The organism is Bacillus sp. DX3.1, assembly GCF_030292155.1.
Classification (GTDB): domain Bacteria; phylum Bacillota; class Bacilli; order Bacillales; family Bacillaceae_G; genus Bacillus_A.
The window spans coordinates 4,433,319-4,447,871 of the sequence record NZ_CP128153.1 but is presented as its reverse complement, the minus strand read 5'-3'; the positions used below and the strand labels follow the sequence as shown (position 1 = coordinate 4,447,871).

18 protein-coding genes are annotated in these 14,553 nt (G+C 36.6%); 10 read left to right on the top strand and 8 right to left on the bottom strand.

Annotation, left to right across the window (positions count from 1 at the left end; genetic code table 11):
- The first annotated feature begins 61 nt into the window (after positions 1 to 61).
- Together QRE67_RS22310 and tbcS are read left to right on the top strand one after the other, a co-directional pair.
- Positions 62 to 865 (top strand): alpha/beta hydrolase, encoded by an 804-nt coding sequence (locus QRE67_RS22310; protein WP_286122369.1) that lies wholly within the window; start codon positions 62 to 64, stop codon positions 863 to 865.
- A gap of 65 nt (positions 866 to 930) precedes the next feature.
- Positions 931 to 1,992 carry a tetraprenyl-beta-curcumene synthase gene (gene tbcS, locus QRE67_RS22305; protein WP_286122368.1) on the top strand — a complete coding sequence of 354 codons (1,062 nt, stop codon included), beginning with the start codon at positions 931 to 933 and terminating at the stop codon, positions 1,990 to 1,992.
- A 50-nt stretch (positions 1,993 to 2,042) separates the two neighbouring features.
- Here tbcS and QRE67_RS22300 read toward each other — a convergent pair whose 3' ends face one another.
- Both QRE67_RS22300 and QRE67_RS22295 read right to left on the bottom strand, forming a co-directional pair.
- Complete coding sequence (locus QRE67_RS22300; protein ID WP_286122367.1) at positions 2,043 to 2,336, bottom strand: hypothetical protein; 294 nt, start codon at positions 2,334 to 2,336, stop codon at positions 2,043 to 2,045.
- The gene (locus QRE67_RS22295) at positions 2,336 to 2,551 is read right to left on the bottom strand and encodes a helix-turn-helix transcriptional regulator (protein ID WP_286122366.1); all 216 of its coding nucleotides are present in this window, start codon (positions 2,549 to 2,551) and stop codon (positions 2,336 to 2,338) included. Before QRE67_RS22295 ends, QRE67_RS22300 begins: the two co-directional genes overlap by 1 nt.
- 97 nt (positions 2,552 to 2,648) lie before the next feature.
- On the opposite strand from QRE67_RS22295, the gene QRE67_RS22290 reads away from it, so the two are divergent.
- Positions 2,649 to 2,885, top strand: a complete 237-nt coding sequence (locus tag QRE67_RS22290) for a hypothetical protein (protein ID WP_353507046.1) — start codon at positions 2,649 to 2,651, stop codon at positions 2,883 to 2,885.
- Positions 2,886 to 3,085: 200 nt separating this feature from the next.
- The gene (locus QRE67_RS22285; protein ID WP_286122365.1) at positions 3,086 to 3,475 is read left to right on the top strand and encodes a cupredoxin domain-containing protein; all 390 of its coding nucleotides are present in this window, start codon (positions 3,086 to 3,088) and stop codon (positions 3,473 to 3,475) included.
- 517 nt (positions 3,476 to 3,992) lie between these two features.
- On the opposite strand, the gene mleCBF is transcribed toward QRE67_RS22285, so the two are convergent.
- On the bottom strand, positions 3,993 to 4,835 hold the full coding sequence (gene mleCBF, locus QRE67_RS22280) for a CBF family alpha/beta fold macrolide esterase (protein ID WP_286122364.1): 843 nt from the start codon (positions 4,833 to 4,835) through the stop codon (positions 3,993 to 3,995).
- 395 nt (positions 4,836 to 5,230) lie between these two features.
- Between mleCBF and QRE67_RS22275 the strand changes: the two genes are divergently transcribed.
- Positions 5,231 to 5,386, top strand: coding sequence for a VOC family protein (locus tag QRE67_RS22275; protein WP_286122363.1), 156 nt, complete (start codon positions 5,231 to 5,233; stop codon positions 5,384 to 5,386).
- Here the strand turns inward: QRE67_RS22275 and QRE67_RS22270 are convergent.
- From QRE67_RS22270 to mnmL, 5 genes are all read right to left on the bottom strand, one after another.
- Positions 5,369 to 6,064 (bottom strand): aspartate/glutamate racemase family protein, encoded by a 696-nt coding sequence (locus QRE67_RS22270; RefSeq protein WP_286122362.1) that lies wholly within the window; start codon positions 6,062 to 6,064, stop codon positions 5,369 to 5,371. The genes QRE67_RS22275 and QRE67_RS22270 overlap by 18 nt on opposite strands.
- A gap of 77 nt (positions 6,065 to 6,141) precedes the next feature.
- Positions 6,142 to 6,831: an ABC transporter permease gene (locus QRE67_RS22265; RefSeq protein WP_286122361.1), complete on the bottom strand. Its 690-nt coding sequence runs from the start codon at positions 6,829 to 6,831 to the stop codon at positions 6,142 to 6,144.
- Positions 6,832 to 6,849: 18 nt separating this feature from the next.
- Positions 6,850 to 7,692 carry an ABC transporter ATP-binding protein gene (locus tag QRE67_RS22260; protein WP_286122360.1) on the bottom strand — a complete coding sequence of 281 codons (843 nt, stop codon included), beginning with the start codon at positions 7,690 to 7,692 and terminating at the stop codon, positions 6,850 to 6,852.
- 95 nt (positions 7,693 to 7,787) lie between these two features.
- A complete protein-coding gene (mnmM, locus tag QRE67_RS22255; RefSeq protein WP_286122359.1) occupies positions 7,788 to 8,360 on the bottom strand; it encodes a tRNA 5-(aminomethyl)-2-thiouridylate-methyltransferase MnmM in 573 nt (190 codons plus the stop codon).
- Complete coding sequence (mnmL, locus tag QRE67_RS22250; protein WP_286122358.1) at positions 8,357 to 9,316, bottom strand: tRNA modification radical SAM protein MnmL/YtqA; 960 nt, start codon at positions 9,314 to 9,316, stop codon at positions 8,357 to 8,359. The genes mnmM and mnmL overlap by 4 nt, the downstream gene beginning before the upstream one ends.
- A 274-nt stretch (positions 9,317 to 9,590) precedes the next feature.
- Between mnmL and QRE67_RS22245 the strand changes: the two genes are divergently transcribed.
- From QRE67_RS22245 to codY, 5 genes are all read left to right on the top strand, one after another.
- Positions 9,591 to 9,854, top strand: coding sequence for a YtzC family protein (locus QRE67_RS22245; protein WP_286122357.1), 264 nt, complete (start codon positions 9,591 to 9,593; stop codon positions 9,852 to 9,854).
- 17 nt (positions 9,855 to 9,871) lie between these two features.
- Positions 9,872 to 10,021 carry a hypothetical protein gene (locus QRE67_RS22240; protein WP_017153776.1) on the top strand — a complete coding sequence of 50 codons (150 nt, stop codon included), beginning with the start codon at positions 9,872 to 9,874 and terminating at the stop codon, positions 10,019 to 10,021.
- A gap of 131 nt (positions 10,022 to 10,152) precedes the next feature.
- The gene (locus tag QRE67_RS22235) at positions 10,153 to 10,914 is read left to right on the top strand and encodes an ABC transporter ATP-binding protein (RefSeq protein WP_286122356.1); all 762 of its coding nucleotides are present in this window, start codon (positions 10,153 to 10,155) and stop codon (positions 10,912 to 10,914) included.
- Between the two features lie 16 nt (positions 10,915 to 10,930).
- Positions 10,931 to 12,781 carry an FtsX-like permease family protein gene (locus tag QRE67_RS22230; protein ID WP_286122355.1) on the top strand — a complete coding sequence of 617 codons (1,851 nt, stop codon included), beginning with the start codon at positions 10,931 to 10,933 and terminating at the stop codon, positions 12,779 to 12,781.
- Positions 12,782 to 13,562: 781 nt separating this feature from the next.
- Positions 13,563 to 14,363, top strand: coding sequence for a GTP-sensing pleiotropic transcriptional regulator CodY (gene codY, locus QRE67_RS22225; RefSeq protein ID WP_286122354.1), 801 nt, complete (start codon positions 13,563 to 13,565; stop codon positions 14,361 to 14,363).
- Positions 14,364 to 14,553: the final 190 nt, after the last annotated feature.

Below are 14,553 nucleotides of genomic sequence, written 5' to 3'. Positions count from 1 at the left end.
TTTCCTAGAAACTATTCTTAGTGTAACAAATTACAATACGGAGTGAAACGGAGGATTTTTCATGTGGAACTATGAAGCAGAAGAGGCGAAAGCTGTGCTCGTCATTGTACATGGTGCGATGGAATACCACGGACGTTATGAGGCGTTTGCTGAAATGTGGAACCATTTCGGTTATCATGTGGTAATGGGTGACTTGCCAGCTCATGGAACAACTTCAAGAAATAGAGGACATATTGATTCGTTTGATGAATACATAGAGGAAGTCAAAACTTGGATAACAGAAGCGAAAAAATATAGGTTACCTATTTTTTTATTCGGACATAGTATGGGCGGATTAATTTCAATCCGTGTGATGGAAGAAACTAAGATGGATGATATACAAGGCATCCTATTAAGTTCCCCGTGCTTAGGGGTGTTATCTGTACCAGCAGCACCGCTTCGTGCAATTGCAAAAGTGTTAAATGTCATCGCGCCGAAAATGCAATTTCAGTCTCATATTACAGTAGAAATGTCTACGCGAAATAAAGAAGTTCGAGATGCGATGGAAAATGATTCATTGTTCTTGCGTAAAGTGTCAGTTCGTTGGTATAGTGAATTGATAAAATCTGTTGAAATTGCTCATGAAAAAATAGCTGAATTTCCAGATGTTCCGCTCTTGCTAATGCAGGCATGTGAGGATAAACTTGTAGATAAAACACGTGTCCGTGAATGGTTTGATAGGCTGAAAATAAATGATAAAACATACAAAGAATGGCCGAAATGTTATCATGAGCTATTTAATGAGTATGAACGAGATGAAATTTTCACCTATACGAAAGCATTTACTGAAACACATGTAAATAACATAATAGAAACAAATGAATAATGAAATGGATAAGCAGTACTATTTCTTACTTATTTGTACATTTGATAGAGGAGATGAAGGAAGAAGTGAAAGTACCGAGTAACCCCATAACGCTCATGGCGAAAGTATACCGCGATGTGTTTCCGGTTGTACACCATGAGCTAGCAATGTGGAAAGAGCGTGCCTACCATATTCCTAATGATGAGCTTCATAGCCAAGCGATTGCAAGTATTGAGAATAAAACGTTTCATTGTGAGGGCGGTGGTATTTTAGCGCTGCTTGCAAATGGACATCGCGAAGAATGTATTCGCTTTATTGTAGCGTATCAAACGATTAGTGATTACCTAGATAACTTATGTGATCGCAGCACATCGCTTGATCCAAATGATTTTGCCGCACTGCATGAATCAATGCTGACGGCATTAACGCCAGAGAGTGAAGGAAGCAATTACTATCGTTATCGTGATGACCAAGACGATGGTGGTTACTTGGATGAACTTGTTGCAACATGTCAGGATGTTTTAAAGAATACAAAACACTATGATAAAATTGCCCCGATTCTTCACGAGCTCGCTTGTTATTATTGTGATTTACAAATTCATAAGCATGTGAAGCAAGAAGAGAGAGAACCGCGTTTGCAAACATGGTTTGAGGCTCATAAGGAAAAGTTACCACCGATGAGTTGGTTTGAATTTTCAGCATGTGCAGGATCAACGCTTGGAATTTTCTGTCTTGTGGCGTATGCGTTTCATGATGAATTATTGGATGAAGATATTGCGAAGATTAAGCAAGGCTATTTCCCATACGTACAAGGACTTCATATTTTACTTGATTATTTCATTGATCAAGAAGAAGATCGACTTGGCGGAGATTTAAATTTCTGTAGTTATTATGAGAATGAACATGTAACATTAGAGCGACTCAAGTATTTTGTTCTAGAAGCAGAACGAAGTATTGAACAATTACCGCATGCAAAGTTTCATCGTCTCATCAGCCGCGGTTTATTAGGGATTTATTTATCTGATCAAAAAGTATCGCAGCAAAAAAACATGCAACATATGGCACGGCGCATTGTGAAATACGGGGGATTCACTTCACGATTCTTCTATTGGAACGGGAAGATGTACCGAAAGAAAATGGCGCAGTGATGAAGAAAAACCACTCTTTTTAGGATTGTAAAAAGAGTGGTTTTTTCTATTTAAATTCGTTGTCTTAATACACGAATTGTAACAGCATTTCCCGTCATAACTACAGCCATCCAAACAGTAACATATATTCTCATAAATTCTAGGTCAACATTTGCATATCTAGAAAGAAGAGAGTAAGTGATAAAACCGAAAAGAATAAAAACAAAAGAAACATTAAAAGCTTTTCCGAGGATTTGTTGCCCGCGCTCATCTTTACCCTCTGAAAAAGTGAAACCTACAAAAATACCACATGCAATACAAAAAATGATTGTTGCTGCAATGAAAATTGTATCCCCTAACATCATTATTCCTCCAAGTATTGAAAAATGTCTGTAATTTCTACTTCAAATAATTTTGCAATTTGAAAAGCAAGCATAAGTGACGGATTGTATTTATTGCTTTCTAACGAATGAATTGTTTGTCTACTGACACCGAGCATCTCAGCGACATACTTTTGTGACCAACGTCGCTCGGCTCGTAACAAATATAAGTTATTTTGCAATGTTCCCTTTTTGCCCATAAGCACCTCCGTAATGACTTAAATAAATTACTTATGTAATATATTTTTAACTTATGCATAAAATATATTACATTCAGTTCGAGGTGTCAATTTAAATATGAAATTTATGGTAAAATATAGAAAAGGGAGTGATAAAGTGAAACGTTTCTTGCAAAAATCATATGAACATATTGATATCGTATTGTTGGTTTGTCTTTGTGTTTCATTTACTCTTGGGATTTATAATATGGCAACGAAAATTGGTGGGCCAACAACAATGGATTATGTTGCACATGGAATATTAGGAATCATTATTATTGGATTGATTTATTTTTTAGCTAGTGAGAGAGTTTGAATGTGAAGTATTACACTTAAACTAATGGTGCAGATTAAGTGAAGAAGAATGGATTCCAGAAGATCGTCATTAGAGTTGATCTTTTTTCTTTGTCACTGTTTCAGATAAAAGAGTTACTATTTGAAGCGCGTTGGAACCCCATTTATAGTGATAATATTTTATGAATTGGAAAACAATACTTAGGAAAGGAAGGATTGCGAATGTCTGTGAAAAAGTGGTTAACTGGACTGGTCGTTTTGCTTGCGATGATTGTGGTTGTGACAACTCCAGGTTCACTCAGTGTATTTGCCGAATCCGGCGTCGTAACACAGCCTATTGAGTCAGTGAAAGTGATTGAGGTCGAGTTGAACGATGATTATTTTAATCCGAAAGTCATCACTATTCCGATTGGAAGAACGACAACGTTGATATTGAAAAACCAAGGTAAGAAAGAGCACACCTTCACAGTGGAAAAGCTCAGAATTGACGCCGAAGTCCAGCCGGGTAAAGAAAAAACCATTACCGTGAAACCTAAAGAGCCCGGTACATATGAACTGATATGTCGGTACCATTTCCAGAAAGGAATGGATGGAAAAGTAATAGTCAAATAACAAGCAGGGCCAATCGGGCCTTGCTTGTTTAATAAGCAACGGTAACTTACTTATTATTACCCAGACATCATTATAACAGCTAACTCCCCTCCGCAAACAGAGGGTCTTATAAAAAGGTAAATGCTCACTTTTTGTAAAGTAAAGAGGTAGGTTTGTTCAATAAGACATAGTAATTAAGATTTTCCACAATCGGGCGCGTTTGTGGAATAAATATAAAAGGATCATACATATTAGCAGGACTAATATGTATGATCCTTTTTTCTTTTCACGCAAAATAAGTATTAAAAAAAGTGCGAAATAAATGCAAAAGTTATAGAGATTTTTAATCAAATTTTATTTCAAAGCTACATCATCTACAATGTATAAAACTGTATAAACGATAAAATATGAATAAACACCAATCCCTTGAACCGTAAGGGATTAGTGTTTTTGCTCACTTCATATAGATTAGCTAGTATACAACAGGTATAAAATTTAATAAGGCATCTTTTAATATAAAAAATGAAATCACTAATTTTTATCGCGAACTAAGATTTACAACTGAGTCTATAATTTGGTCCCAGTCTTCACTATGAATCTCATGACCTGATCCATCAAGAGTCACTAATTCAGCATGGGGAATAGCTTTCGCAAGAGCAAGTCCATGCTCGTATGGGAGAGCTGGATCTTCTGTGCCATGAATAATGAGGACAGGTATGCTAATCTCACCCATTCTATCGTAATACTCGTCTCCGCCTTGCAGCATGGCATGATTGAATCTGCTCGGCAGCTGTTTAGCGCGGGCAGCCTCTCTTTCCGCCAGTTTATACATTCTTACCTCCTCGTAAGGTTTGGAACCACATAAAGTTTTCCATCCACCCGCCAGATAGGAAATGACCGCCTCCCGATTTGACCAATCTATGGAAGTACTCTTCGCATGGTAATCCAGTATGCTTTGGTCCATTGGAGGCAGTTTTTCCATCTCAGTCCCGAACATACTTGATGCAATTAGGGTAAGCGTAAATATGCGTTCTGGATATCTCAGGGCAAGAATCTGACCGATCAAACCGCCCAGGGACATTCCAACGATATGGACCCGCTCTATGGAATAAGCATCCAGGACCCCAACCGCATCGTCAGTCATGTCCGTTATTGTATAGTTAGAAGTACCAGGTTCATAAGTGACGGATCTCCCCAAATCACGATGATCGTACCGAATGACAAATCTCCCCTGATCAGCAAGGCGGAGGCAGAAGTCCTCATCCCACCAGTCTAATGAAGACATCGCTCCCATAATTAAAAGCACAGCAGGATCCTTAGGATTCCCAAAAATTTCTGTACATATACCTACTTTATTTACTTTCAGTATTTGTTCACTCATGTTTTTACCTCCTTTTAAATGTTAAATGATTTGGAAATCATAACCATACTTATTCCTGTTAATATAGGGGTATTCCCTCCATACTAAAGTTTTCTTTACCTCTTTTATTTCTTATGCTGCTATGCACACTATTCCTTTTAATTCTAGGTATTTGAAAATTAATGTTTAATGGTTAGTACTTATAAAACTATTACATCGTGGAAACAATCTTCATCTACTAATGTGATTGATAAAACAATCTCTAAAAACGCAAGTTATGTTATTCCATTAAAGGGCGCGTTAGTTGAATAAGAAAGGACATTACATATTTTATATGACTAATATGTAATGTCCTTTAATTTAGGTCTTGATAAATCACTATGTACAAATGCTTTTTTATTTGAGGAGGTTTTAAAATGGATAATCAAATACAACAGACGATTATGAACAAAATTAACACTGTTTTTATTCACGTAAAAGATTTACAAAAAGCAGTAGATTGGTACGCTGATGAGCTCAATCTGTTTTCGTTCATATGTATTTCCAAAAAAAATTTACATCTCAGTTATTGATTCTCTAATAGATAAATACTTTTTTACAACGGCCCTTGCAAGACAGGTAGAAGAATCAACAAAGCAAATATTATCCGATTTCTTATCTAATACAACATTCAAATCTGTACATGCTATGATTACGACATCTACAGTAGTAGCTAATTCTGTGCAGAGCTTATTCCACAATTGACTTGATTCGTTTATTTGACCTATTTTTATTTTTGATATGATTATATTTACATCAGTTTGCCAACTGTCTTTGTAAATATAATTCATACCAGATTTCGAAAAAGCCTCTTGATACATACCAGATTGAACAGTGGCATCGGTAGCTAAAAGGGCTACTCTCTTTGCGTGATTAGGTATTTCTTTTATAGTCTCATCCACCATGTTTAATAGGGGAACTGAAACCGAATTCTTTACCTGATTAAAGTAAAGATGTGCCGTATTACAGGGTATTGCAATAAAGTTGATACCAGTACTTTCAAGCTTTTGTGCACCATGTATAATGGCTTTTTCCATATCTTCATGATTAATAGGCCGATCCATGTAGAATGGCGTTGGACATGAATAAATCATCATATGAGGAAAGTCCATGTCGTCTTTCGCACCATAAATCTCTTGGCACTGTTCGATTACTGTATCAACGAATGGTCCTGTAGATTTTGGTCCCATTCCTGCTAGTATTCCAATCATAGTTGTACATCCTCCTGTAAGATCCATTTAGTAATTCTAACTCTATGGATTCTTGTCTTTATTTAAAAGTTCCTTCTTTAAAAACGTCTTTTCCGAACAAGATAAAGAAATAAAGCAATTAATACAAATGAATATACAAGCGCCCATGCAGTGAGCCAAAGTGTATGCGAGAGCAATTCCTGCTCATAATGCCCTAGCATCATGAAACTGTCGATAGGCGGGAAAAACCATAATAGTTCTGGCGTCTCTTTTTTTAGACGAATTGACGCAATCGTGATAAGTAGTACAAAAGAAAGGCTAAGCCAAGCGGTATTTGCTTTTTTGATGATGTTTCGTGTAAATAATGTTGCAATTGAAATACCAAGTATAGATAAAGAAATGTGTGCAAGGATACCAATTATAAAAAATGACATTGTCATTTTTTCATGAAACATATCAAAGACAATTGGATATATAACAGATACAAAGGACAGAAAGCTACAAATGAGAAGCACTGTTACATATTTGCCAAGATATAGGGTGTGTATATTTTTTGTATGAGAAAGGGTAATTTGTTCTTGAACAGGGTCTTCCGTATGAAACAGTGTCACGGTAATCCAAGCTGAAAGTAAGTAGAGCGGAAGTGCTGTTTCTAAATATGTTGGAACAATTGGATTTGGTTTATAGGTATAGACAAAAAGTAAACTTACAATGTACATCGCGATGGGCGGAACGTACTTATATGACTTTGTATAATCGAGAAAATTGTAACGAATGAGCGCGAGCATAAAGAGCCTTCTTTCGGTTTAGGAATTAGGGTGTAACAACGTAATGAATGCTTTTTCATGTAATAAATATTGAAGTATATCGCCTGTATAATTCTTTTCAATTTGTAATTGAATGAGATACAGTTTTGCGTTATATGCAACATGTATGTAGCCGGATTGCTTCTGTAACTCTGTGATAGAAAATGTGTGAGGCACAGTTGCTTCTATATAGATGTGCTCTTGCGGGATTTTATCGGATAGTAAAAGTTTATCCTCTGCAATCGTATGATTAGCTAATGTCACAACTCGATCTGCAAAGTTTTCTAGTAGCTGCTTCTCATGGCAAGTAAAGAGAACGGTGAGTCCTTGTTGTTTTAATGTAAGCAATATATCCTCGAGTTCCTGTTGTGATTTCGGATCAAGTCCAGAAAGGGGTTCATCTAAAATTAACATGTCTACGTTACTAAGGAGTGCTTGCATGATACCTGTTTTTTGCTTCATTCCTTTTGAAAAGTTTCTTATAACGGAATGATTGGCATGCTCTAAATGAAAGAGTTCCAGCATTTCAGGGATTTTCTTTTGTAAGTGTGTTTGGGATAAACCGTGAATACGACCGAGATGATACAAATAGTCTTCAAGTGTAAAACGAATATCTTCTGGAAAGTGCTCAGGTACATATCCGATTTTTATACCCGGTTGTTTCTGGATTGTTCCAGTTGTAGGGGCAATAAATCCGGCAATCATTTTGAGTAAAGTGCTTTTTCCAGTACCATTTCCACCAATAATGGCAGATGCTTGTCCTTTTGGAATAGATAAGTTAATGCCTTTTAAGATAATTTGTTTGCCGTATTTCTTTTTTATTTCTTTCAGTTCTACCAACAAAATATTTACTCTCCTTCTGCATAGGATTTATATATCCATTATATGGTAGGTGTTGTTCTTGAGACAATAAAAAAGACGTGCATACATTGCACGTCTTAGCGTTTCTCAATCGCCACAATAAATGGTGGATGATTTTGTTGATTGATAAATCCATATCGGAGTACGTGTGCTTGTTCTTGATCAAGCTCTTCTGCAAACTTCACAACGGCATCGCGTTCTACTTGTCCTTCTGGGTGTCCATGATAGATGACAAGGACGATGATGCCTTCTGGTGCCATCACTTCTAATAATTGCTCGATAGCAGAAATTGTAGAGTTTGGTTTTGTAACGATATGTTTGTCACCCCCGGGAAGGTAACCTAAGTTAAAAATTGCTCCGGTTACATTTCCTTTTGCCTCCTCTGGCAATACGGATGACAAAGTATCATGACTATCATGAACGAGAACTGTTCGCTCTTCGAGTCCTTTTTCTTTTAGCCGAGTAGCTGAGCTTTCAATGGCTTCACGTTGAATATCAAAGCCAAAGACTTTGCCGTTCTCCCCGACAATCTCCGCTAAAAAGCAAGTATCATGACCGTTGCCAAGCGTTGCATCAATCGCATAGTCGCCTTCTTTTACAGCAGTTTGCAGTAGTGTACGTGCAAATGGTAAAACACGTTCTAATTTCATAATGGCTTCACCTCATTTGCATATTTCCCTTGCCAAGTGCCGCGGCGTACAAATTCTGCATCGATGGAATTTAATACTTCCCATTTTTTTAAGCTCCACATTGGACCAATCATTAAGTCTGGTGGACCGTCACCTGTAATACGGTGCACAATGACGTCTGATGGGATGATTTCAAGTTGATCGACAACAAGACTTACATACTCTTCAAGAGAAAGGAATTCGAGTTGTCCTTTTTCATATTGTTTCACCATCGGCGTTCCTTTTAATAAATGAAGCAAATGAATTTTAATACCCTGAATATCAAGCTTTGCTACTTCACGTGTTGTTTCCATCATCATGTCGTAATTTTCAAGAGGAAGGCCGTTAATAATATGGGAACATACGTTAATATTATGCTTACGGAGTTTGTTCACGCCTTCTACGTATGAAGGATAGTCATGCGCGCGGTTAATCAGGTTAGCTGTACGCTCATGAACAGTTTGTAGTCCAAGCTCCACCCAAAGATACGTACGTTTATTTAAATCCGCTAAATATTCCACAACATCGTCAGGTAAACAATCTGGACGAGTGGCAATAGAAAGACCAACAACGTCATCTTGTTCTAAAAGCGGTTCGAATTTTTCTTTTAACACTTCTACTGGAGCGTGTGTATTTGTGTATGCTTGGAAGTAAGCGATACATTTTCCATCTTTCCACTTCTCATGCATTTTTTCTTTCATTTCATGATATTGCGTTACAACGTCGTCACGGCGATCACCAGCAAAATCACCAGAACCAGCAGCACTACAAAATGTGCAACCACCGTATGCCACTGTACCGTCACGGTTTGGGCAATCAAAGCCAGCGTCTAACGAAACTTTAAAGATTTTTTCACCAAATTCTTTGCGTAGATGATAGTTCCACGTATGGTAACGTTTATTGTCATTTGTATATGGAAAAGGGTTTTGGCCTTTCATTACATATCCCTCCTAAATCAAAAACATTCTATTTTATTTATGCTATACAAGTAAAAATGAAACAAAATCCATTATAACATACTCATAAGGTTCATATGGAAGGGACAAACTAAAGGGGAAATAAAGTAAAACTTCCATCAGTGACTGATGGTTAGTCGAACCAATCGGGCTCTTACGGGCAGTTATCTCCCAGCTATCTTTTTTGATTCCGCACAATCTTGAGGTGGGAGTTTTACTATCCGTTAGAGCAGGATAAAGGCAAGGAGGAAATAAAATGGCAGAGCGTCAATCACTTGAAACATACATTACGCAAGCTGAGCAAGCGATAGAATATGCAAAAGAGCAATTAGACCTTGGAATGAGACAAGAGCATTACAACACGATGGAATATTCTGATGCGCAATTACAATTAGAACAAGCTTATAACGATCTACAAATCATGCAACAACATGCGAATGATGAGCAACGTGAGCAATTAAACCGTGCTCGTATGGCAGTTCGTCAACTGCAACATCAAATGATTGTTACGCCGCATTAAGAAGGAGTGAGCTAGAAATGGCAAAGCGTTCAGATCAAAATAACCCAGAACAAAAAACACAAAATGGACATAATGCTGAGTTTTCCAATGAACTCGATCCAGTTGTAGAAGCGAAGCAACGGAATCGTAAAAAAGGACAACCGCAAAAATCAAAGCAATCAGAGTAAGCCAGGTCGCAGTATGACCTGGCTTTATTTTTTTATATTACAAAAATGTAAGGTAAATGTAATGTTAACCGATGGCAGATAATGTCTAAAAAGAGCAAAATAGGAACAGGAAAACAAAGAGGAGGATCTATATGAAAACACCAGTAGTAGACGTGAAAAACGTCAAAAAAGTATACGGTAAAAAAGGCGAGAGCCAATCGCACGCATTAAAGGGCGTGTCATTCTCAATTCAAGAAGGCGAATTTGTTGGAATTATGGGACCATCTGGTTCAGGGAAAACAACATTACTAAATGTAATTTCGACATTAGATAAAGCGACGGACGGTGTTGTTGAAATTGCAGGTACAGATATTACAAAAATGAAGCAAGGTGAGCTATCTGATTTCCGTTCACAAAAACTAGGATTTATTTTCCAAGACTTTAACTTGCTAGAAAACTTATCAATCTATGAAAACATTGCATTACCACTTTCTCTGCAAGGCGTTCCTTCAAGAAAGATTGGACCAAAAGTAGAAAAGGTAGCGGAAATGTTAGGAATTTCAGAAATACTTCAAAAGTATCCATCTGAAGTATCTGGTGGACAAAAGCAACGTTCAGCAGCAGCGCGTGCACTTGTACATGAACCAGCAATTATTTTAGGAGATGAGCCAACCGGAGCACTTGACTCTAAAAACGCAACTAGTCTTTTAGATGCAATGACAAACTTAAATGAAAAGCAAGGCGTTTCGATTATGATGGTTACACATGATCCGTTTAGTGCAAGTTACTGCCGACGCATTCTATTCATTCAAGATGGCGAATTGTATAAGGAAATTCACCGCAGTGGGACGCGTGAAGCGTTCTATAAAGAAATTTTAGATGTGCTTGCAGACTTAGGCACACAAAAAGCATAAGAAAGGAGGTTCAGGCATGTTATTTAAGCTTTCTATGTCAGGACTAAAAAGTAAGCTGAAAGACTATATCGTCTTACTTGTTGGTCTTGTAATGTCTATTTCAATTTTTTATATGTTCCAAACGCTAGCACTGAATAAAGCATTTATTGAAGCGAATTCTGTAATTAGCAGTATTCAGTTCGTATTCCATGCTGGTGCAGTACTATTAGCTATTATTACATTCTTCTATATTTTATATGCAAATTCTTTCTTACTATCACTTCGTCAAAAAGAATTCGGTATGTATATGATGTTAGGAGCAAAAAAACATAAGGTTACATTGCTTATGTTTATTGAAACAATTGTATTAGGAATTGCATCTCTTGTAGTTGGTATTGCAGTTGGTGTAGGGCTAGCACGAGGAATTGGTAAACTACTTATGCAGCAGCTTGAGTTTACTGCAGGTGGCTACCATGCATTTTATGTTCCATCTACGATTGTTACTTGTATTTTCTTCCTTGTACTATTTGTTTTATCAGCAATTATGAATAGTATCAAATTATCACGTATTACGGTTCTGCAACTGGTTCATGCAGATTCCAAAACGGATCGTATTTCTGTAAAAGGAGCAAAGACTGTTGCACTTGCATTCGTTGGAATTATTCTATTAGCAATCGGCTATGCTTCTATGGTTTACATGGATAAGTTGGCGCAAGTCGGGATTATTATTGCATTAATTACCGTAACGTCAGGAACTTACATGTTATTTGGAACGTTCCTTCCGCTTATTATTAAGAAGCTAAAAAGTAATAAAAAACGTACTGAAAAAGGACTTAATGCTTTTACATTTGCACAATTAAACTTCCGTATTAATAGCTTAACAAAGGTACTAGCGACAGTAGCGATGTTAGTCGCGCTTGGAGCAGGTGCGATTTCTGGCGGTATGGCTTTTAAAAATAATGTTATGCTGACTGTAGATGGTTTGGCAATTTATGATGTAGCGATTCATAACCCAACAGCGGAAGAAAAGAAAATATTAGATGGTATTACATTTAAAGAGAAAAATGAATATCGTTACAAAGTAGATGATAAGTTCGTTTACTACTTAAAAGAAGACCTAGAAAAAAATCGTCCATTAGTACAGGATGGTGTAGGAAAAGAAAGTGTTGGTAAATTTAAACCTGTTTCTGAAGATATTCCAGTAGGTGCTATTTCAAGATATAGTCAAGAAAAAGATGCGAATGCAAAGGTAATTCCGGAAGAGTGGGATAATGCTTTAAGGTCTATCCAGCCGTTCTATGTACATCCTGATCAAACAATCAAAATTGTAGATAAAAAGATGTATGATGGTGTACAAGGTAAAGAAGGCGTTGCATTACTTGGAAAAGTAGATAATTTCTTAACATATAAAAAAGAATGGGAAAAAATTGACGAGTTGCAGATAGCTAAATATAAAAATGTAAAAGAAGGTTCCTTGCAAAGTAAGAACCAACTGTATACTGGATTTTACGGCATTGCAAGTGGAACAGTATTTATGGGCTTCTTCCTAGGAATTGCTTTCCTAGCCATGATGGCAAGTTGTTTAATGTTTAAGATTCTTTCTGGTGCATCAAGCGATATTACGCGTTATCAAATGCTTCGTAAAATCGGTGTTCGCCGTGAGTTATTAACGAAGTCCATCTATAAAGAGTTATTCTTAGTGTTCTTATTCCCAGCAATCGTAGGTATTGCCCACGTATTAATTGGTATGAACATTTTCGGGTTCATCTTACTTGACCCGTATTTCCGTATTTGGCTTCCGATTGTTATTTTCTTAGTCATTTACGCGATTTACTACTTCATTACAGTTCAATTGTATAAAGGAATTGTTCTTCCGAAAGAGAAATAGAGTTTTGAAAAGAAGTCGAACTAGATGATTGTATCTAGTTCGACTTTCTTATTTTTATAATTCCACTGAAACCAATAACAATATTAAATATTAAGAGCCGTAAATCAGTATTTCCCTGATGCTGCCATAATTTCCGGAAATAACATTACACATATTGTCATATAAATTTGAAATTATTGTGACGATTCAAAAAAATTCAGATTTGTATGCGCTTTTAATTTATCATGTAATTGTATTTACAAAATTACCTTATATGAGGAATAAAGTTCGGGTGCAAAACGTTTATAGCACATAGAATTCTAGAATAAATATTCAAAATTTAATCCAGATAATGAACTTATAGCAACATTGCGTAGAGAGTATGCAAATTTTACCCCGCATTAACGGGCAGTAAAACCCCCACCTCAAGATTCAGAGAGAAACAAAGAAGATAGGTGGGGGATAACTGCCCGTAAAAGCCCGATTGGTGAGGGCTAATTATCAGTGTGGGATGAAGAAAACCCCCACTGATAAAAGTTTCACTTTATCCCGCTATTTGCGGGCAATAATATCTCTATCTCAAAGTTCTGGAGAAAGCAAAGAAGTGAGCTGGGAGATAAACTGCTCGTAAAAGTCCGATTCGTGATTAATGATAATGATCAGTGGGGATGAAGAAAACCCCACACTGATAAAAGTTTCACTTTATTGTTGTACCAGAACTTAATTTATCATTTGAAATTATGCTAGAAAAGATAACGATAATATCTCAATATGTACGTAACATGAAGGAGGAAATTTAGAAATGGGACTATTAGTAAAAACAAGAACGTTAAACGCGTTATTACAAAGTACAGCAGGACAAACTGTAAACTTTAGAGAAATGGCAGATACAATGTGTGAAGTAATTGAAGCAAACGTATTCATAGTAAACAATCGTGGTAAGTTATTAGGATATGCAATTCATCAACAAATTGAAAATGAGCGCATGAAACAAATGCTTGCGGGGCGTCAATTCCCAGAAGAATATACACAAAGCCTATTCAATATTACAGAAATATCTTCAAACTTAGATGTAAATAGTAAATATACAGGGTTCCCTGTAGAAAACAAAGAATTGTTTGGTCAAGGCTTAACTACAATTATACCAATCGTTGGTGGTGGCGAGAGTTTAGGTACAATAGTATTAGTTCGTACCCATCAAGAGTTTTTAGATGATGATTTAATTCTTGCTGAGTATAGCTCTACTGTAGTAGGTATGAAAATCTTACATGAAAAAGCGGGAAAAGTTGAAGAGGAAGCTCGTAGTAAAGCAATTGTTCAAATGGCAATCCGCTCATTATCATACAGTGAGTTAGAAGCAATTGAGCACATCTTCGAAGAATTAGATGGAACAGAAGGATTACTTGTTGCAAGTAAAATTGCTGACCGTGTAGGTATCACTCGTTCTGTAATCGTAAACGGATTTCGTAAACTCGCGAGTGCAGGTATCGTTGAATCTCGTTCTTTGGGTATGAAAGGAACACGTATTAAAGTATTAAATGACAAGTTTTTACCAGAACTTGCAAATTTAAAAACTAACAATAAGCACAGAAAAATAATTTAAAATAGAGCTGTCTCTTTTAGCAGTAATACCCTCACCTCAAATTTCTGCAAGAAGCAAAGAAGTTAGGTAGGGGCTAATGATCAGTGGGGGATGAAGAAACCCCCAACTGATCAAAGTTTCACTTTATAAGTTGGGAATCGACTTCTTTAACATTGTTACCAATACAAATTTGTCTTGAGTATGTATCCCA